The 19,726-nt window shown below is 64.7% G+C and carries 17 protein-coding genes and 1 pseudogene; 8 read left to right on the plus strand and 10 right to left on the minus strand.

Annotated features, from left to right (window positions below):
• Positions 1-5: 5 nt before the first annotated feature.
• A complete protein-coding gene (locus ASF98_RS01425) occupies positions 6-215 on the minus strand; it encodes a hypothetical protein (RefSeq protein WP_156372239.1) in 210 nt (69 codons plus the stop codon).
• A 320-nt stretch (positions 216-535) separates the two neighbouring features.
• Positions 536-763, minus strand: coding sequence for a hypothetical protein (locus tag ASF98_RS01430; RefSeq protein WP_055796472.1), 228 nt, complete (start codon positions 761-763; stop codon positions 536-538).
• Between the two features lie 341 nt (positions 764-1,104).
• On the opposite strand from ASF98_RS01430, the pseudogene ASF98_RS01435 reads away from it, so the two are divergent.
• Positions 1,105-1,209: pseudogene (locus ASF98_RS01435) on the plus strand (helix-turn-helix domain-containing protein); the annotation flags it as partial.
• A gap of 63 nt (positions 1,210-1,272) precedes the next feature.
• Here ASF98_RS01435 and ASF98_RS01440 read toward each other — a convergent pair.
• Positions 1,273-1,845: a hypothetical protein gene (locus ASF98_RS01440; RefSeq protein ID WP_055796475.1), complete on the minus strand. Its 573-nt coding sequence runs from the start codon at positions 1,843-1,845 to the stop codon at positions 1,273-1,275.
• Between the two features lie 157 nt (positions 1,846-2,002).
• Here ASF98_RS01440 and ASF98_RS01445 point away from each other — a divergent pair, with 157 nt between their 5' ends.
• Positions 2,003-2,764, plus strand: coding sequence for a LysM peptidoglycan-binding domain-containing protein (locus tag ASF98_RS01445; protein WP_055796477.1), 762 nt, complete (start codon positions 2,003-2,005; stop codon positions 2,762-2,764).
• 61 nt (positions 2,765-2,825) lie between these two features.
• On the plus strand, positions 2,826-3,278 hold the full coding sequence (locus ASF98_RS01450) for an Rv3235 family protein (RefSeq protein WP_235505567.1): 453 nt from the start codon (positions 2,826-2,828) through the stop codon (positions 3,276-3,278).
• 129 nt (positions 3,279-3,407) lie between these two features.
• On the opposite strand, the gene secA is transcribed toward ASF98_RS01450, so the two are convergent.
• The 7 genes from secA to mtrA all read right to left on the minus strand — a co-directional run bounded on the left by secA (position 3,408) and on the right by mtrA (position 13,782).
• Positions 3,408-6,149, minus strand: a complete 2,742-nt coding sequence (gene secA / locus ASF98_RS01455) for a preprotein translocase subunit SecA (RefSeq protein WP_055796480.1) — start codon at positions 6,147-6,149, stop codon at positions 3,408-3,410.
• Between the two features lie 70 nt (positions 6,150-6,219).
• A complete protein-coding gene (locus ASF98_RS01460) occupies positions 6,220-7,467 on the minus strand; it encodes a winged helix-turn-helix domain-containing protein (RefSeq protein ID WP_055796482.1) in 1,248 nt (415 codons plus the stop codon).
• Positions 7,468-7,516: 49 nt separating this feature from the next.
• A complete protein-coding gene (gene hpf / locus ASF98_RS01465) occupies positions 7,517-8,242 on the minus strand; it encodes a ribosome hibernation-promoting factor, HPF/YfiA family (protein ID WP_028270189.1) in 726 nt (241 codons plus the stop codon).
• A gap of 177 nt (positions 8,243-8,419) precedes the next feature.
• Positions 8,420-9,358 carry a ComF family protein gene (locus ASF98_RS01470; protein ID WP_200939272.1) on the minus strand — a complete coding sequence of 313 codons (939 nt, stop codon included), beginning with the start codon at positions 9,356-9,358 and terminating at the stop codon, positions 8,420-8,422.
• A gap of 74 nt (positions 9,359-9,432) precedes the next feature.
• Complete coding sequence (locus ASF98_RS01475) at positions 9,433-11,154, minus strand: LpqB family beta-propeller domain-containing protein (RefSeq protein WP_055796486.1); 1,722 nt, start codon at positions 11,152-11,154, stop codon at positions 9,433-9,435.
• Positions 11,151-13,010, minus strand: a complete 1,860-nt coding sequence (gene mtrB / locus ASF98_RS01480; RefSeq protein ID WP_055797256.1) for an MtrAB system histidine kinase MtrB — start codon at positions 13,008-13,010, stop codon at positions 11,151-11,153. Before mtrB ends, ASF98_RS01475 begins: the two co-directional genes overlap by 4 nt.
• A gap of 97 nt (positions 13,011-13,107) precedes the next feature.
• The gene (gene mtrA / locus ASF98_RS01485) at positions 13,108-13,782 is read right to left on the minus strand and encodes an MtrAB system response regulator MtrA (RefSeq protein ID WP_011692552.1); all 675 of its coding nucleotides are present in this window, start codon (positions 13,780-13,782) and stop codon (positions 13,108-13,110) included.
• A gap of 498 nt (positions 13,783-14,280) precedes the next feature.
• Here mtrA and ASF98_RS01490 point away from each other — a divergent pair, with 498 nt between their 5' ends.
• The 5 genes from ASF98_RS01490 to ASF98_RS01510 are packed head-to-tail and all read left to right on the plus strand — an operon-like array spanning position 14,281 to position 19,699.
• Complete coding sequence (locus ASF98_RS01490) at positions 14,281-15,468, plus strand: DUF7847 domain-containing protein (RefSeq protein WP_235505568.1); 1,188 nt, start codon at positions 14,281-14,283, stop codon at positions 15,466-15,468.
• Entirely contained in the window at positions 15,465-16,148 is a 684-nt protein-coding gene (locus ASF98_RS01495; protein ID WP_055796489.1) for a DUF4129 domain-containing protein, read from the plus strand. Before ASF98_RS01490 ends, ASF98_RS01495 begins: the two co-directional genes overlap by 4 nt.
• Positions 16,145-17,377, plus strand: a complete 1,233-nt coding sequence (locus tag ASF98_RS01500) for a DUF4350 domain-containing protein (protein ID WP_055796491.1) — start codon at positions 16,145-16,147, stop codon at positions 17,375-17,377. Before ASF98_RS01495 ends, ASF98_RS01500 begins: the two co-directional genes overlap by 4 nt.
• Complete coding sequence (locus ASF98_RS01505) at positions 17,374-18,402, plus strand: AAA family ATPase (protein ID WP_235505569.1); 1,029 nt, start codon at positions 17,374-17,376, stop codon at positions 18,400-18,402. Before ASF98_RS01500 ends, ASF98_RS01505 begins: the two co-directional genes overlap by 4 nt.
• Before the next feature lie 4 nt (positions 18,403-18,406).
• Complete coding sequence (locus ASF98_RS01510) at positions 18,407-19,699, plus strand: DUF58 domain-containing protein (protein ID WP_055796494.1); 1,293 nt, start codon at positions 18,407-18,409, stop codon at positions 19,697-19,699.
• Positions 19,700-19,726 lie beyond the last annotated feature (27 nt).

Genomic DNA, 19,726 nt, shown 5'->3' on the forward strand with positions numbered 1-19,726 from the left:
GGGTGTCAGTCGCTTCCAAGATTTTTATCGTTTGCTCTCTCTAACGACTTCTGCCTTCGATGCTTCCAAAATGTCGTACCGGATTGAAACAACCCAAGCACTATGAAAAGTATGCCGGGCAGCACCTTGCCGTCAGGAAGAAGGGCAATAATGAGTCCGCCGAGAGCGACCATGATTCCGAGAATGCCGATGATGTAGGGGGTTGCTTTATGCATCTCCATGTTCCCTAAATGCGGCCGGTGGCGGGTGTCTTTATATCCTCTAGCGTACTGCCAGGATTGATCGCAACTTGGCTCCCGAGGCGGTGGCTTTGCCCCAGGAGTCCGTAGCTGTTGGTGGCGGGTTCCTGATTCGCCACGGTCCGTTCGAGGAACCGGGAAACGGTTCGGGACGGGATGCATAGGCCCGCTGAGCAGTTCATAGCGGAGGGACCGTTGCGGTAAGGGTTCGGCTTACGGGACTCGTGGCAGCGGGGGTGTGAAATTGAATCCAACGTTCCACGGGCACACTGTTCAGGAAGGATCCATGACCTTGTCTATCTGGCCTCGTCGCCGCCTTCTTTGCTTGCATCCAGGTGCTGCGCTTCCAGACGATCGATTCTGAAGTTGTTAAAGATCGTAAGGAGAATGGCTACTAACAAGATCATCGGTGGCCAGTAGCCAAAGCGGCTGTCACCTGAAACCGCAATGAACGAACTGACATCTACGATCCCGAACAGGATCAGAGACAGAATGGGGGTTTTCTTATTCCAAATCCTGCCCATCGTCACTCCCTCCAAGTCGCAGACCCATCGGATGGGAACCTGGCCGCCAGACCGTCCTGGTCTTATTCAAGCTGCTACGCACCTGCGCTATTGCATCAGTGTCCCCGACCTACACGACGAAGTCGATGGTTCCCGGTCACCCTTCGCCAAACGGGACGCCGGGAATGGCCTCAAGAGGGGCACACCGGATGAACGGCGGGCGGGCCCCAGGCGCCGCGTTTGGAGATGGCGCCTATCAGGCCACCCGCCGCCATCCTCACATGGACTGCGAAAAGAGTTAGGAACGAAGAGCGAGGTGCTCAAACAAACAATTCCTACAGCGGTAATCGAGGCAAGATAACCGCGGACAGTGGCGCGTGGAAGAAAAGATGCTGGAACAGTACATCGAAGAGCGGTACGCGGAAGCCGAGCGCATGATCCAGGAAGCCAAGTCCAAGTCACTCTGAGCAGGGACGCCGGTCTGAGCCGGGACCGGGCGCGCGTGCATCTTCCGCCGCCAGGGAGTGCGTTCAGAGCTCCGCTCCGCGTATTGAACGTAGTGCACCAAGCGAGGAAAAAGGCACCGAGGCAACCTGGCTGACGTTGGCGGCGCGGCGGACCTCTCCGGACCGGGTCATGGCCAGATCGAAATAGTCCCGCCCCACGCGATCAATAACACCACTCAGTCCCGCCGCGCCCTGTGCGTCGCCGATGAGAACAACCGACAGATCAGCCCTGTCGCGCCCCAGGCCGCGAAGGGCACTGGCCAGCCCCAGCTTTCGCCGGACGGACGGCGGCTCCGCCATCACCAGCCTCCCCAGGCCGTGGTACCGGGAAACTGCCGCAAAGGGCACCAGCACCTGCTGATGATGATCGTTGAGTACCAGGCTCTCTCCCCCCACGTGACTCAAGGCGCCCTCGAACACGGCTCCGGATCCCAGGTGCACCGCCACCCTGAGCCCCAGGGAACCGCGCAACCTGTCCGCCAGTTCCACGCCCGCGACATCTGCCCGCGACCGCTCGGCGATTTCCGATTCGAGCTCCAGCCGGCCAACTGAGGCCAGTTGTGCCTCCATGTCCTCAAACAAGGCGTCCCAACGCATGCCGCCAATCTAGGCGCGCGCCGTCCCCCGGTCAATTCGCGGCCGGCCCATGCGACGAAAAACAAATCACTGGACAAAAGCCGTCAACTAAGTTCAAACTTGGTTCAACTAGATCAAATAACATCAAACAACATCAAATGACGTGAGGAGTAGGATCATGGAGGTTTCACGCGGCAGGCTGCTCCGCTCGGACGCAATGCTGGCGGTGACGATCCTGCTTCTCGGGCTCCTCCTGGCGGCAACAGGAGCCTCGCTGACGGAGCGATGGGAGCGATCATCTGCCAGGGACCAGTCACTGGCTTTCGAAGACCTGCTCGGATTTGTCGTCAACACAACGGGACTCATCGTTGTCGCCTGGTGGATTCTGTCGATGTTGATTGCACTAACTTCCGCCGGCCTGGAACGCGCCGGAAGCCGCCGGGCTGCGGAGATCACCGGAAAATACAGTCCCTCCTTCATGCGCCGCCTCGCCCTCGCCGCAGTGGGACTTCAGCTGCTGGGAGCACCGCTTGCCCACGCCGGCATGGTGACCGCTGACCCCCAGTGGAGTCCAGCCTCCCCTCCGGCCACTGCAGCAGTGTGGATGCCCACCGAACACGCGGCGTCAGCACCTCACCCCGGTCTCGGCGGCACTGATCCGAGGTGGAAACCGCATGCGCCCGTCGTCAGCCCGGGTCCATTGTCGGCACAACCTGTACGGGCTGCCCGCCAACAGCCGGTTGACGAGGACGGATCGGTCACCGTGGTGGCCGGTGACTCGCTTTGGACCATTGCGGCCAACCAGCTGGGCTCCCCCGCTTCTGATCGCGACATCGCCCTGGAATGGCCTCGCTGGTACGAGGCGAACAGGGCCGTCCTGGGTGAAAACCCCGATGTCCTTCTCCCGGGACAGGTACTCCGGCCTCCGTCCAGGTCCTGAATCCGCAGCAAAGCCACACGTGGAACTTTTAGGTATCCGCCATCAAACAGAGGAAAACGTCATGAGCGCATTGCATCTGGTCCCCACACTGCCGCAGGCGGAACGATCCGCCGAGCGTAGCCGGGTTCAAGCCACCGAGAGCCGGCGTGCCCTCCAGACGGTGGATGAGAACAGGGAAATCTGTGCCATTGCCCGAGGGACGGTGCAGGCCGCCATCGAGGTGCTGGCAGGAACGCGTCCTATCCAGCAGCTCTCACGCAGGCTTGACCAACGTTGCCTGGCATCACTGCAGCACCGTGCCGCACTCACCCGACGGCTTGCGGCCGGGCCGTCTCCGACAGCAGGGCGACTGCACCGCAATCCGGCCGTCCGGTCGGTCCGCGCCTGCCAAGTCGCCGCTGGGATCTACGAGGCAAGTGCCGTCGTGGTGGATGAACTACGGGTCCGTGCAGTGGCAGTGAGGCTCGAGCGCAGCAATCAGGTGTGGCGCATCACCGCGCTGGAGATCGGCTGACTGTTCTTCGTGAAGGCGCCGCCGCACAAGCCACCCCTCCACACCTGCGCGAAGACGGATGAGGACCGGAACAGTTGTTCCGGTCCTCATCCGTCTTCAAGGTGCGGCTGCTTCGGCAGCCGTCATTTCCTAGCGCTTCTTCTTTTTCGGAGCGGGCTTCCGGGTGCCGTCCTGGGCAGCGGCCTTGGCCGGATTTCCCGAACGTCCGGAGGTCCTTCCCTCGACACGCGTCTGGCTGGCGCCGTCTTCTCCCGGTGCGGTGTACTGCAACTGCGCGGGCTTCTCCGGAGCCTCCAGGCCGGCCGCACGGATCTGCGGCTCATGGTGCTCCGTGTGTTCCCCGGCGCCGTCGGCTACCACCACGTCTTCCGCAGGAGTCACCTCGACCTCAAGGTTGAACAGGAATCCGACGCTTTCCTCACGGATGGCCTCCATCATGGCCTGGAACATGATGAAACCCTCGCGCTGGTACTCCACCAGGGGATCACGCTGGGCCATCGCCCGAAGGCCGATGCCTTCCTTCAGGTAGTCCATCTCGTAGAGATGCTCCTGCCACTTCCGGCCGATCACAGACAGGACCACCCGGCGTTCCAGTTCGCGCATGCTCTCGGATCCGATGACCTGTTCCCTGGCCTGGTAGACCAGGCGGGCGTCGGAAAGAATCTCTTCCTTCAGGAAGTCCACTGTTATGCGGGACTTGCCGCCGGCCTCGTCGATAACGTCGTGGGATGTAACGCTGACGGGGTAGAGCGTCTTCAGGTTCGTCCAGAGCTGGTTGAAGTCCCAGTCGTCGCCGGTGCCTTCGGTGGTTGCTGCGTCGATGAGGGCAGTGATGGTGTCCTCGATGAAGAACTGCACTTTCTCGTGCAGGTCGTCTCCCTCGAGGATGCGCCGGCGGTCGCCGTAGATTGCTTCACGCTGGCGGTTGAGGACGTCGTCGTACTTCAGCACGTTTTTGCGCTGTTCCGCGTTACGGCCTTCAACCTGGCCCTGCGCAGATGCAATGGCACGGGACACCAGTTTCGATTCCAGTGCAACGTCGTCCGGCACCGAACTGTTCATGAGCCGTTCGGCCGCGCCCGAATTGAACAAACGCATTAGGTCATCCGTGAGGGACAGGTAGAACCGTGACTCACCGGGGTCGCCCTGACGTCCGGAACGGCCGCGGAGCTGGTTGTCGATCCGGCGCGACTCGTGGCGTTCGGTGCCCAGGACGTAGAGTCCACCGAGGTTAAGCACTTCTTCGTGCTCGTCCTTGACTGCTTGTTTGGCCGCTTCGAGCGCCGCAGGCCAGGCCGCTTCGTACTCTTCCGAGTTTTCTTCCGGATCCAGGCCTTTGGCGGCCAGTTCGGCGACGGCAGTGAATTCGGCGTTTCCGCCCAGCATGATGTCGGTACCGCGACCGGCCATGTTCGTGGCGACAGTCACGGCTCCCTTACGGCCGGCCTGCGCGACGATCGCGGCTTCACGGGCGTGGTTCTTCGCGTTCAGTACCTCGTGCCGGATGCCTTCCTTGGCCAGCAGCCTTGAGAGGTATTCGCTCTTCTCAACGCTGGTGGTTCCCACGAGGACGGGCTGGCCCTTTTCGTGGCGCTCAGCGATGTCCTTGACGACGGCGTCGAACTTGACCGCTTCGTTCTTGTAGACCAGGTCCGACTGATCGATGCGCTGCATGTCCCGGTTGGTGGGGATCGCCACCACTCCGAGCTTGTAGGTGCCCATGAACTCCGCGGCTTCGGTTTCGGCTGTGCCGGTCATGCCCGAAAGCTTGTTGTACATGCGGAAGTAGTTCTGCAGCGTGACGGTGGCCAGCGTCTGGTTCTCGGCCTTGATTTCGACGCCTTCCTTGGCCTCGATCGCCTGGTGCATTCCCTCGTTGTAACGGCGGCCGGCCAGGATGCGGCCGGTGTGTTCGTCGACGATCAGGACTTCGCCGTCGAGGATGACGTAGTCCTTGTCCCGCTTGAAGAGCTCCTTGGCCTTGATGGCGTTGTTCAGGAAGCCGATCAGCGGGGTGTTGGCGGACTCATAGAGATTGTGGATGCCGAGGTAGTCCTCGACCTTTTCGATTCCGGCTTCGAGCACACCCACGGTGCGCTTCTTCTCGTCGACCTCATAGTCGGTGTCGGCCTGGAGCCGGAGGACCACCTTGGCGAATTCGCTGTACCAGCGGTTCGTGTCGCCTTGGGCCGGACCGGAAATGATGAGCGGGGTACGGGCCTCGTCGATGAGGATGGAGTCCACTTCGTCAACGATGGCGAAGTGGTGGCCGCGCTGGACCAGTTCTGACTTGTCCCAGGCCATGTTGTCGCGCAGGTAGTCAAAACCGAATTCGTTGTTGGTCCCGTAGGTGATGTCCGCGGCGTATTGTTCGCGGCGCACTGCAGGGTCCTGGTTGGACAGGATGCAGCCGCTGCTCAGGCCAAGGAAGCGGTAGACGCGGCCCATGAGGTCGGACTGGTATTCAGCGAGGTAGTCGTTCACGGTGATGACGTGAACGCCATTGCCGGCCAGGGCGTTGAGGTAGGCCGGAGCGGTGGCCACGAGAGTCTTTCCTTCGCCGGTCTTCATTTCGGCAATGTTGCCCAGATGCAGGGCTGCGCCGCCCATCAGCTGAACGTCGAAGTGCCGCATTCCCAGGGTGCGGGAGGAAGCTTCGCGGACGGCGGCGAAAGCCTCCGGCAAGAGATCGTCGAGCTTTTCGCCGTCCTGGTGGCGTTCCCGGAGCCGTCCGGTTTCTTCACGCAGTTCGGCGTCCGTGAAGGTCTTGAAAGAGCTCTCCAGGGCATTGATGGAATCGGCATAGTTCCTCAATTGCCTCAGGGTTTTTTTGTCACCCGTACGGAGAAGTTTTTCGATAAGTGATGCCACGTGAAGTTGCTCCCAGTCTCAAGCTGCCGAATTCTGGCGTGTTCAGTCTACGGGAGACACGCACGGCACGTTACGCCTGTTCCCTGAGAGCGGATAGTCCGGTTTCGTGGGCAGCGACGGCCTCAGCAAGGGAAGCGGCAAGGTCGCCGACCGGCGAGACAACCACGCCGTCAAGCCCCAGCCATTCGGCCATGAGGCGGAGCTCCAGGGCAAGTTCAACGGCGGTGTCGGCTGGAGCACCCGGTTCGGCGTGCGCCGCCCTCGCGAGGAGCAGGCCGGCCGGCCTGTCGGCTTTGAGGTCCACACGAGCCACGATGCCGTCCCGAAGCAGGAACGGGAGGACGTAGTACCCGAAGCGTCGCTTGGCCTCCGGAGTGTAGATCTCGATCCTGAAGTGGAAGCCGAAGAGCTCTTCCAGCCGCCGACGCTCAAAGACAAGCGAGTCAAAAGGGCTCAGAAGCGCCCGCCCGGTTGCCGCGCGGGGCAACCGGGCGTCAACATACCGGTAAACCGGCCGGTCCCAGCCCCGGACCGATACCGGCTCAAGTCTGCCCCCGTCGACCAGGTGCTCCACCGCGATGGCGGCAGCCTTCATCGGCGTGCGGAAGTAGTCGGCGAAGCAGCGCACGGTGCCGATGCCATGGGCCCTTGCAGCGGCCTCGATGAGCCGGTCCATCGCTCCCGCGGGATCGGCGTCCTGCGCGCCCCCGCCGTCCAACGCGGTGTACACCTTGGCGGACAGCGTGTAGCGGCGTTCGAACTGTTCGGTCCGGGAGGAGGCCGAGACAAGTCCTTCCTCGAAAAGGTGCTCCAGGACACGCTTGACCGCGTTCCAGTTCCACCCCCAGTTGTCCGTCCGACGGTCTTCGACATGCCCGATCCCTGCGGTGAGTTCAGCGGCGGTCAGGGGCTTGCTATTGGCCAGTACTGCGAGGACCTTTTCGGCTACGTCCGTGCGAAGTTCGGGATCCATGCCGGATGCGCCGACCCATTTCCGGTTCTGCCACAGCAGCAGGTCCGGAAAATGGTCCGGCCGGATGAAGCTCGCTTCGTGTGCCCAGTACTCCGTCATTCTGCGCGGATGCGTTGAGGCCATCCGGTGCAGAATGGCGCGGTCATAGTTTCCGAGCCGGGAAAAGAAAGGCAGGTAGTGGCTGCGGGCGAGAACGTTGACGGAGTCAATCTGGACCAGGTGGAGCCGGTCAAAGGTACGGCCCACCGCCCGTGCACTCACGGGTCCGGCGGGCCGTCCTTTGTCCAATCCCTGGGCTGCCAAAGCGATCCGCCGCGCCTGGATAAGGCTCAGCGATGCGCCCATGTCAGTCCTTCCGTTGGCTGGTCAACACCAGCTTAGGCGGACTCGCGGCTCAAGGGCGCGCAGGTTCATCCTCCGAGCGGTAGGCGAGGATCTTTTCCTCGACGGCTGCTTCGCCCGGTTCGCACGTCTGGTCCAGGCTGATGACGCCGTAGGTCCACCCGTCGCGCCGGTACACCACGGACGGCGCTTTGGTTTCCTTATCCACGAAGAGGTAGAAGTCGTGGCCCACGAGCTCCATGTTGTCGACGGCATCGTCGAGTGTGAGGGACGCCGCCGGGAACACCTTGCGGCGGATCAGGACCGGTGAATCTCCTGCAGGGATGTCATTGTCGACCTCGTAGGGCGACTTTTCAACGGGTGCAGCCTGGGGCTCCTGGTGGTTGATGGCCTCTACATACAGAGGCTCGGTGGTGCTTGCCGGCTCAAGGCTGGCAGTCGCCTCGCGGACGGCCTTGGGTGTGTGCCGCCCATGGTGGACCTTCTTGCGATCCTTGGCCCGGCGTAGGCGCTCAAGAAGCTTGTTGTAAGCGAGATCGAACGCGGCGAACTTGTCGGCGGCGCTTGCCTCTGCACGAATGACGGGGCCGCGGCCCAAGACGGTCAGCTCAACTGTGAGCAAGTCTGCGGTCTGGCGGGCCTTGGTCTCCTTGGAGACCTTCGCGTCCACCCGTTGGACCTTGTCTCCCAGCGATGCGATCTTTGAGATCTTCTCGTCGGCGTATTCGCGGAAGCGGTCTGAAACCGTCAAATTCCGTCCGCTGATCATGAACTCCATGGTGCCCTCCAAATGACTTCGGTGACACGACGGCGGCACTTCCCGGGGCCGATCTGACTGACAGTCGAGCCCCTTTCCGAGCCGCTATCGACAGGTACAACTGATCTTGGTACCCACAACCGACGTTAGTTCATCGCTACCCGTTATTCACCTTTTCTTCATTTATTTTTTTCAATGTCAGCCGCCAGTCCCTGCTGGGGCACCGGGAACGGCTGATGGTTCGGCGGCGTCGGGCGGGCGTGTCGCCGCCAGCACGACGGCACCCACCACCACGCCTCCCGCCCGGTGGACGGCACGCGCTGCTTCCGCCAGTGTGGCCCCGGTGGTGAGGACATCATCCACGATGATGCAGGGGCGTCCCCGGATGTCCGGCGCGAGCGGCGAGGATCTTGCCCGCATGGACCCCCGGACACGTTTGGCGCGGGCGCCCCGCCCCAGTCCCTTTTGGCCTCCGGCCATCGGGTGGGCTTGAACCAGCGCCCGGAGGCGTCCGGACAGGTCATTATTGGCAGCAGACGGCCCTTGCGTAAAGGCACGGCTCTTGCGGAGTGCGTCGGCTAGGTTACCGGCGCCGAGGCTCCCGCTGCGGTCCAGATTCCGCAGCAGGAGGTGCACGGGGCTGAAGCCCCGCTTCCTGAACGCGCTGTTGGTGGTGGGAACGGGTATCAGGCAGTATCCCCGCAGTGTTCCGCCGGCCCCGTTGATGGCTCGACTAAGCGCCTTGGACAACACCGATCCGAGCTGCCCCTGGCCATGTTTCTTGAACGACAGCACGGCCTGTGCAAGTTCCTCGCGATAAATACCGGCGGCCACGACGGGGAGGATCACCGAACCGTTCACGTCCATGAGGGCAGGAGCCTGCCCCTCAGCCCGGAACGGGGTCCTGGTGAGGATACGCACCGCCCGCTCGCAGGGTCCGCACAGCGCGAAGTCCTCCGTCCCGCAACAGACGCATTCAACCGGGGCCGCCAGCGCCAGTAGCTCGCGGCCAGCGTTCGCTGCACCGTCCGCAGCCCGCGGCCACCATTGTGAGTAGTCGCTGCGGTGCTTTGCCGCGGTGGGCGCCGGCGGTTCAAGATCGGGGTCCGGGTTTCTCTCCACATGCAAAGGCTCCATGGCGGGCGGCTCCACCGGAAGTCTCCTGTCCGCCTATGTGGAATCGGCGCATATGTGGACAGGGCTTGCCGGTCTTAGCCGGGGAATGACGGGTCCACCGGCCCCTTCAGCTGGGGCGACCAGCCGTTTCCTAGGCGCTGGAATATGCCGTCGGCGGACTGCCCGAAGATTTCCTCCGGGCCGTTGCCGGCACTGATGGCCGTAAGCCCGGGCCAGGGTGCCAGCTGCTGGGGCTGTGACGCCGCCAGGGACAGCAATTCGGGCGTTACGTTGTCAGTTGCCGATGCTTTCATGACCGCGACGGTAGTGTCACTGACCCACACGCCACGGTCCGGATCGCGGTCGGTCAGGAGGGTGGTCGGGGCCGTGAGGTCGCGGGGGGTGCCGTCTGCACTCCGGACGATTCCCGTCACCTGCACCCGGGTTCTTCCGTTTTGCTCAGAAATCACGAGCGCCCGGACGCCTTCACGCGATATGCGGAATTCTTTGACGGTGCGTCCGGCCAGCCAGGCAGGGGCCAGCGTGACGCTAGGAATGTTGGCGCCTTCCGGAATTCCGGTGGGCCGGAAGGCGAGTACTTCCGTTGCCCCATTGGCGCCGGGACCGGCCGTCCAGACCCAATCCTGCTGGCCGAACGACGGGCGGGTCAGGGTGGTGCGGGTGGTCAGGGCCCGCGCAGGCTGCCCCGGCAAGATGGAATACAACGTGGTCCGGCTGCCGTTGAGGAACGCCGCCGACTGCGATACCGGCGATTCGGCAGGGGAAACCGGGCCGAGGGCCCCCACCGACTGGATATCCGGGAGCGGCGAGATCCGGTTGTTCTCATATCGAACCAGCTGGCCGTCGCTCACCGCGATCTGGCGGGCCGGCACGTTCTTGTCCCGGACAGGAGGCAGCACGGACCCGTTGTCCTCGACCCGGACAAGGTCCTGGTTCGCGCGCAGTTCGACGTTGACGACATCCGGCTGGCCGCGGAAGGAGAGAGCCAGCTGTGTCTGCATCCGCAACCTGTCCTCGTTGGAAGCCTCCACGAGTTCCTTAGCTGACAGGTCAACCTGCGCTGCGCCGGAGACGACCGGAACGGACTCCCGCGTCAGTTTCATCCCGGACGGGAAGGCACTGACCACGGCTCCCTTGAGGTAGGGAGCCGGACCGCTCAGCAAGGCGCTGGTCATCGCCTTGACCGTTTTCTTCTTGTTGAACCATCGGACGTCGGGCACGGCATAAGTGAAGCTGGGATCGTAGAAATAGATGGGGTAGGCGCCGTATATCACTTTGAATGTCTGCTCCGGGATGGCGATCCCGTCCGGGATGGCGGAGATGCGCCACTGGCCGTCCACCTGAGTCAGCGTGACCGGAATCTTCTCCTTGGTGCCCTCGGGAAACTGTGTGGCAATCCCGTCCGCATCAACCGAGTAGGCAACGTCCAGTTCGTAGTTGTAGACGTTTTCCACCCCGGTGCGGACCACTCTGGTTGAGCGGAAGACCAGGGTGCGCTGGTCCGGTTTCCACGCAACGGAGGCTGCCTGAGTGAGGTATTCCCTCGCCACGGCGTAGTCGTCCTCGTAGCCGCTGCCAGCGAGGTAGAAGTCTTCAATGACGGATTCAGGTCCGGCGCCTTCGCGCGGCGCAACCGGAAAAAAGACGGGCGCGTTGTTTGGCTTGCCCGCGCTCTCGTCGGTGCTTTTCCCCACGGGCCCCGAGCGCGGAATCTGGGCGCAGGAGGTTAACAGCAGGAGCAATACAGTCATTAAGGCCGCGGCCACCGTGCCAAACCGCCCTGGGATACGGGTCATTTTGCTTCTTCCCGGCCCTCGCCATGCTTGAACCCCGGAGCAGCTGCCGACGGCACGGCCAGCTGAGGCGCTGCCTGCCCTGTGGGCCCGGCAGGACCGGCGTCGGCTCCTGCTCCCTCCGGGAAAGCAACGGTTCCAAACAGCAGCATGGTGCCCTGCCCCGAGCCGCCCGGCAATTCGACGTCGGCCGGTTCCAGTTGAAGCGGCGATTTGGTGATGGCTTCGCCCTGCCGAAGCGGCAGCGTCAGCCGGAAGTTCGCTCCCGTCCCCTTGCTGCCCCAAGCCTGGAGCCACCCGTTGTGGAGTTTCGTGTCCTCCGCGGCAATGGACAGGCCCAGCCCGCTGCCGCCCGTGGTGCGCGCCCGGGCAGGGTCCGCACGCCAGAAACGGTCAAACACCCTGGCGGCTTCCGACTGTGTCATGCCGATACCGTGGTCGCGGACGGCTACCGCCACGGCGGTGTCGTTAGCAGCGACGGAAATACTGACCGGCTTGCCTTCGCTGTGCTCCAGCGCGTTCAGCACCAGGTTGCGCAGAATCCGCTCGATGCGCCGGTCATCCATCTCCACCACGATGCTCTCTTCCCGCGAATTGATGGTGACCTCCGAACCGTACTCAGCCGCGACCGGCCCCGCGTCTTCCACGACGTTGGCCACGAGCTGAAGGATGTCGGTGGGTTCGGCGTCGAGTACTGCCACGCCCGCATCGAAGCGTGAAATCTCAAGCAGGTCAGCAAGGAGGGACTGGAAGCGTTCCACCTGGTTGTAGAGCAGTTCCGCCGAGCGCTTGTTGATGGGATCGAAATCGTGCCGCGCGTCGTACAGGACCTCTGCTGCCATCCGCACAGTGGTGAGCGGCGTGCGAAGCTCGTGGGACACATCCGAGACGAAGCGCTGCTGCATCTGCGACAAGGTGGCCAGCTGCGTGATCTGTTCCTGCAGGCTGGCGGCCATGTGATTGAACGATGCGCCCAGCCGCGCCACCTCGTCCTCGCCTTTGACCACCATTCGTTCCTGGAGCTGCCCGGCCGCCAGCTTTTCCGACACCACTGCGGCGTGGCTGACCGGGCTGACGACGTTGCGCGTCACGTACCAGGCAATGGCACCGATGATGAGAACGAGGACCGCGCCGCCGGCCAGGAGGACGTTCTGTATTTCGTCGAGGGTCTTTTGCGCAGTGTTGAGGTCGTAAATAAGGTACAGCTCGTACACGGTGCCGTTGAACGTGACCTTGTTGCCCACGGCGATGCCCGGCCGGTCTTCCGTTCCCACAGGGAACTCCGTGGATGCCCAGAACTGGTCCTTTCCGGACTCCTGAACTGCCTTCCGCAGCTCCGGCGGAATCACGCTGATGGTCAGCTGGTCCGAGGCCCGCGATTCAACCCAGCGGTTGCGGGGCTTGGTCTGCTCGGGCATCGCCTCAAACACGTACCGCCGCTGGATCACGTTTCCGCGCCCCTCCACGGCATTCAAAGTGTTGTAGACAAGCGTAATGACGCTCGACTGGTCGGTGACCTGGGCGCCGTCGAAGGTGTCCTGGACCTGTTTGACGTTATAGAGCGTCTCCGACTCAGCCTGCGTCAACCGCTCCTGGAACAGGTTGTTGGCGATCTGGTTCGACAGGTAGGCGCCAACAACTGCGAAGGAACCGATCGACAGCAGAAGCGTGGTGAGGACCGTCCGGAACTGCAAGGACCGGCGCCAGCGCCTGTGGAGCGCCCGCAGCAGGAATCGGACACCGGGCAGGAGCCTGATCAGCCCGGTCCGGACGAGCCGCGAGACCCGCAATCCCACGATCCGGGCGCGGCGGACCCAGATCCGGGCGCGGAACGGCAACCCGGAGAGCACACCCGCGATGGCGTCGGTATGTTCCGGAGCGCTGTGGACGTGGGTGTGTTCCGTCTTTTGCGGGCGGGCTACCTCCGGCTCATGGCCGGCTTCGCCGCTTGGCGGTTCAGGAACCTGCTTTATAGCCGACACCACGGACCGTCAAAACTACTTCGGGGGCTTCGGGGTCTCGCTCGATCTTTGACCTCAGCCGCTGGACGTGGACGTTCACTAGGCGGGTGTCTGCCGCGTGCCGGTATCCCCAGACCTGCTCCAGCAGCAGTTCGCGGGTGAAAACCTGCCAGGGTTTACGGGCAAGGGCAACGAGCAGGTCGAACTCGAGGGGCGTCAGCGAGATGCGTTCGTCGTTCCGGCTCACCAGGTGGCCGGCCACATCAATGGTGATGTCTGCGATGCGCAGCGTTTCGGGTGCCTTCTGGTCGCCGGGGCGGAGCCGGGCCCTGACACGGGCCACCAATTCCGCCGGCTTGAACGGTTTGGGAACGTAGTCGTCCGCACCCGATTCCAGGCCGCGGACCACGTCCGAGGTATCCGACTTCGCGGTCAGCATGACAATAGGTGAATCCGACTCGGCGCGGATCTGCCGGCACACTTCGATCCCGTCCATGCCCGGAAGCATCAGGTCGAGCAGCACGAGATCAGGCTTCGAGGAACGGAAGACTTCCAGCGCCTGCCCGCCGTCCGCGCAAAAGACGGGCTCAAAGCCGTCATTGCGCAGGACAATCCCGATCATCTCGGCCAGCGCTTCGTCATCGTCCACTACCAGAATGCGTGCCTTCATAGTTATATATTCGCCTATTGAATGGGCTTTGTCCCGTTGAGGGCCGACACGGCATGGCGCGGGCAACCGCCGTACCGGGCGCGCTTCGGACGGCGGACCGCCGCCACAGCGGGAAGAATCAGCCGGAAGCTATGAGGCATGCAGGCAAAACTATAGGCTGGGAGCGGGCCGGACGGTGCAGGACACCGCTGGTCCGGAGCGCCGGGCGGAAGTTGTGGCCGGGCGGCTCGCGGACAGCGTCTTTTGGGGAGGAACAGGTTGTCAGAGCAGGATCCGAACGCGCGGCCCCGGGAGGGCCAGCAGCAGCCGGTACAGCCACTCCCCTGGGATGCCCCCGCACAGTGGAACGCACCGCCGCCCGCTTACGGCGGCCAGCCGCAGTGGGGCTCCCCCCATCCCGGGACGCAGCCGGCTCCGCCGCCGGGGTATGGTCAGCAGGCGTACGGTCAGCCCGGATACGTTCAGCCTGGATACGTCGCCCCGCCGAAGCCCGGCATCGTGCCCCTTCGGCCCCTGATGTTCGGCGAGATCCTGGATGGATCGTTTCAGACCATCAGGCGGAACGCCGGGGCGATGCTGGGCGCGGCACTTCTTGCACAAACCCTGGCAACCGTCGTCAGCGCGGTCGTTACCGCAGAGACTCAATCACGGGGACAGTCGATCGCGATGTGGGTGTCCGGCATGGCTCCCCCCGAGATGCTCGGACTGGGCTTCGGCCTCCTCATCGGCGCCGCCCTGCTGGGACTCTTGTCCTTCTTTATCTCCATTGTGCTGCAGGGTGTGATGGCGGTACCCGTGGCCCGGTCGGTCCTGAACTGGCGCACAGGATTCAAGGAGATGTGGAAGCTGTCGCGGTCCAGGATCGGATCGTTGCTGGCGTATGGCGGGCTGCAGATCCTCGCCGGCATCACCCTGGGCGTCGTTCTGGTCGGCGCAGTCGTACTCCTGATTGATGGCATGCGCGGAGCCTCGGCGCTGATCCTCGTCCCGCTGTTCCTCGGTTCCATGCTGATCGTCCTGTGGCTCTCCATCCGGCTCCTCCTGGCGCCCGCGGCGATCGTCGTCGAAGAGTTGGACGTTCTTGACGGCCTGCGGAGGTCCTGGCAGCTGACCCGACACAACTGGTGGCGCATCTTCGGCATCGTTTTGGTCATTTCCCTCCTGATCGGCATCATCAGCCAGATTGTGCTGGTCCCCCTTGGGATTGCTTCCGGCGGGCTCTCCTCCGTCATCGCGCCGCACGGCGACGACGACGGCCAGCGCGCCCTCGACGCGGGTCTCGGGATCGCTGCGATCATCGTCACCGCGGTGGTCGGGGCGGTCGGCTACGCTTTCCAGACCTCTGTGATGGGCCTACTTTATTTTGACCTCCGGATGCGCAAGGAGGGCCTGGACCTCGCCCTCCAGCGGCAGCTCGAAGCGGGCAACGACGCCGACGGCGTTCCCGGGCGCGGTGTGGCCCCGGAAGCAAACTCTGCGGGGCGTCCTCCCTCCGGCACCTGGCCCCAGCCGCCGTACGGACCGTCCCCTTACGCACAGCCGCCGTACGGACCGTCCCCTTACGCACAGCCGCCGTACGGACAGTCCCCTTATAGCCCGCCGCAGAGCTACGGACCCCCGCCTGGATACAACCCGCCGCCGGGCTACGGCCAGCACCCAACCAATCCGCCGCCGGGCGCCGGATGACCCGGCCAGGCTTTTACGAGGCCGTCTCTCCCGCGCCTCCCGTGGAACCTGGCGCTGATGAGGCCCGCAGGTGGGCCATCGAGGAGCTCTCCAAACCCGCCTACCAGGACGCGCAGCCTGACTGGCTCACCGATCTGTGGCGGCAGTTCACCGATTGGCTGCGATCCCTTGGCAGCGGCGACCCTGCCATTGACAGCGGAGTTGCAGTACCGGCCATCGGAGTGACAATTCTGGTTCTCATCGCCGTCGCTGTCCTTCTCGCGCGCCCAAGATTGAACGCCCGGCGCCGGCGCCCCGCCGGGGACGACGTCGATGCCGATCCTTCCGTCAGCCCGGCCGAGTACCGCCGGCGCGCGGCCGCAGCCGCAGCGCGCTCCGAGTGGCGCACCGCCGTCGTCGAACAGTTCCGCGCCATGGTCCGGTCTGCCGAAGACCGCACGGTCATCGATCCCCTGCCCGGCCGGACGGCGGACGAGGTGGCCGGCCAGCTGGCCGGGGCGTTCGGCAGCCATGCCGCCGAACTCCGGCACGCGGCCGGCATCTTCGACGCTGTCCGGTACGGCGGTGCCGACGCCACGGGCAGCGACCATGCCGTCATAGTTGCGCTGGATCAGCTCCTGGATGCAGCAAAGCCCGACTTCGGCCAGCCGGCCGCGGACCGTCTGGCGCTGCCGCGATGACGCCCGTCCTCGAATCGCCGAACCGGCCGGTACGCGGTGGAGGCACGGCCGACGGTGATCGCCCGGTCCACACCTTCGCCGCATGGTTCCGCCGTCACCGGACGTGGACGCTGCTTATCCTCGTCTTCTCCGTTGGCGTGGGGCTGACGATCATGGCGCAGCTCTCGCCCCGCGGCGACAGTTTCCCCCTGTCCACGCGCAACGCAGCTCCTGACGGGGCGCGGGCGGCGGCCGAGGTACTGCGGAGCCGGGGTGTGGACGTTCGCCAGACCGATAACTTCGGGGCAACGATGTCCGCGCTGGAGGATGCCGCCGGGGCCGGCGCCTTCGAAGACAGCACCGGCACCACCTTGTTCCTCTACGATCGAAACGGTTACCTGGACCCCGTGCAGCTACAGGCGTTGCGGGAGGCCACGGACAGGCTGGTGGTGGTCACGCCCCGCCTCAGCACGCTCAGCGCACTCGACGGCGAAATCCGCCCCGCCGGAGTGGTGCCGTCCGGAGTGGCAACCTTGGAACCCGGCTGCGGGCTCGACGATCCCGCGGCCGCCGGGGCCATCACAGCGGAGTCCGCGTACCTGTACAAGGCCGCCCGCGCCTGCTACGAGCCCACGGAGGGCCTGGGCGGACTGTATGCCTCCAGTGACGACGGCAGTCTGGTGGTGCTGGGCAGCACGCAAATACTCAGTAACCGCCTGCTCGATGAACACGGCAATGCGGCATTGACGCTGAGGACGCTGGGGGCCTCGGACAACCTGGTTTGGTACCTTCCCGGGCTTGCGGACGTGGCCGAGGAGGACACACCCAAGACCCTGGACCAACTTGCCGCGCCGTGGGTCGCCTTCATCGGCCCCTGGCTGGCGCTGGTGGCCGTGCTGGCAATGGCCTGGCGGGGCCGGCGGCTGGGACCGCTGGTCTTCGAGCCGCTGCCGGTGGTGGTCAAGGCCGTTGAGACTGCTGAGGGCCGCGCCCGGCTGTACCACGACGCCCACGCCGTGGACAGGGCTGCTGACAGCCTTAGGGCCGGTACGCTGGTCCGCCTCGCCCGGGTCCTCCGGCTGGGACCGGATGCTGAGTCAACGGCAATTGTCGACGCCGCCGCACGGCACCTTGGGCGAACCCGCGAGGAGACAGCCCGCGTGCTGGAAGGCCGCCCGCGCACGGAGAGCGAGCTGGTCCACTGGGCCCAGCAGCTGGAATCACTAGAGAAAGAGGTAACCGCCCAATGAGTGAGCAGACCAACGGATTCACACAGGGCGGCCCCGGCGGTCCGGCCTTGGCAACGGCGGAGGCAGCGCCCGGCAGCGATCCCGTCCGCCAGGCCCTCCTCAACGTGCGACACGAGGTGGCCAAGGCGGTCGTCGGCCAGGACGCAACCGTCACCGGAATGCTGATCGCATTGCTGTGCCGCGGTCATGTCCTGCTGGAGGGCGTTCCGGGTGTGGCCAAGACCCTGCTTGTCCGGACACTTTCCGCCGCCCTGAGCCTGGACACCAAACGCGTACAGTTCACACCCGACCTCATGCCCGGCGACATCACCGGCTCGCTGGTCTTTGACTCCCGGACCTCGGAATTCAGCTTCCGCGAGGGCCCTGTGTTCACCAACATCCTTCTCGCCGATGAGATCAACAGGACACCGCCGAAAACGCAGGCGTCCCTGCTGGAGGCCATGGAGGAACGCCAGGTTTCGGCAGACGGCGTCTCCCGGCTGCTTCCCGTTCCGTTCATCGTGGCAGCCACGCAGAACCCGGTGGAGTACGAGGGCACCTATCCCCTCCCGGAAGCCCAGCTGGACCGCTTCCTGCTGAAACTGGCCATGCCGTTGCCGGGACGCGCCGATGAAATCGAGGTCATCCGCCGGCACGCGGCCGGCTTCGACTCCAGGAACCTGGCCGCCGCCGGCGTGCGCGCGGTCGCGGGTGCGGCCGAGCTGGAGGAGGCCCGACAGGCAGTGGCTGCCGTGGTGGTGGCGCCCGAAGTTGCCGCCTACATCGTTGACGTCGCCAGGGCCACCCGCGCTGCCCCTTCCTTCCAGCTCGGAGTGTCGCCGCGCGGCGCCACCGCCCTGCTGAGTGCCGCCCGTGCATGGGCCTGGCTGTCCGGGCGGCAGTTCGTGACACCGGACGATGTGAAGGCGCTGGCCCTCCCCTGCCTGCGGCACCGTGTTGCCCTGCAGCCGGAAGCGCAGATGGACGGCGTGCATGTTGACGGGGTCCTCGCCAGCATCCTGGCAACTGTGCCCGTGCCCCGCTGACGCCATGGCCATTTCCGGACGGTTCGTACTTCTGGCCCTGGCGGGGCTGTTGCCCGTGATGCTGTTTCCCGGCTGGGGAACGGTCCTGCTGGTCTGCCTGGTCCTGGGCGCACTCCTGCTGCTGGACCTTGCCCTGGCCGCGCCGCTGCGGAAGATCACGTTGGATCGCACTCTTCCGGGGAACGTCACGCTGACAGGCAGCTGCGAATCCGTCCTGACCATTGGGAACACCGGTCCGCGCCGGCTCCGCGGCCTCGTGCGGGACGCCTGGCAGCCGTCCGCCGGTGCGCAGAATCCGCGCCAAATCACCGACGTTCCGGCCGGCGAACGGCGGCGCCTGAAGGTGCTGCTGAAACCTGCCCGGCGCGGCGACCTGAAGGCACCCCATGTGACCCTCCGCGCCTTCGGCCCGCTGTGGCTGGCCGCACGGCAGCGGACCCTCCCGTGTCCCGGCGCCGTGCGGGTGCTCCCGCCGTTCCACTCACGGCGCCATCTACCGTCCAAGCTCCGCAAACTGCGCGAGCTCGACGGAAAGGCGGCGGTCCAGATCAGGGGTGCCGGCACCGAATTCGATTCCCTCCGCGACTACGTCCGTGGTGACGACGTGCGCTCGATTGACTGGCGCGCCACGGCGAGACGGTCCGCCGTCGTCGTCCGTACGTGGCGTCCCGAACGGGACCGTCGCGTGGTCATCATGCTGGACACCTCCCGGACGGCGGCTGCGAGGATCGACGATGAACCCAGGCTCGATACCGGAATTGAGGCCGCCCTGCTGCTGGCAGTCCTTGCCGAACGCGGCGGCGACCGTGTGGATTTCTTCGCCTTCGACCGCCGGACGCGGGGACGGGCAGGCTCCGCGTCGAAAGGAAACCTGCTGGGACAGCTCGTGCAGGCCATGGCCCCGCTGGAACCGGAACTCATTGAGCTGGACTGGAGCCAGGTCCCGGGCCAGATCCGGCAATTATCGGCGCACCGTTCGCTGGTGGTGCTGCTGACACCGCTGGACAGCGGCGCACCGGAAGAGGGACTGCTGCCGATGGCCTCCCAGCTGGCGCAGCAGCATGTTGTGGTAGTTGCCTCCGTGCGGGACCCCATGCTCGGTACCATGCAAAAGGAACGCACGACGGCGGCACAGGTGTTCCGGGCGGCAGCCGCCGAACGGGCACTGCTGGAACGCGAGGCAGTTGCCATCCAGCTGCGCCAGATGGGGGTGGAAGTGGTGGACGCCGAACCCCACCAGCTGCCGCCCGCACTGGCGGACGCCTATATCCGGCTCAAAGCCGCGGGCAGACTATGAAAGATGTGTCGAAAACCAGGAGGCCTA

Origin of the sequence: Arthrobacter sp. Leaf337, from assembly GCF_001423745.1 — a bacterium.
In the GTDB taxonomy this organism is placed as follows: domain Bacteria; phylum Actinomycetota; class Actinomycetes; order Actinomycetales; family Micrococcaceae; genus Arthrobacter.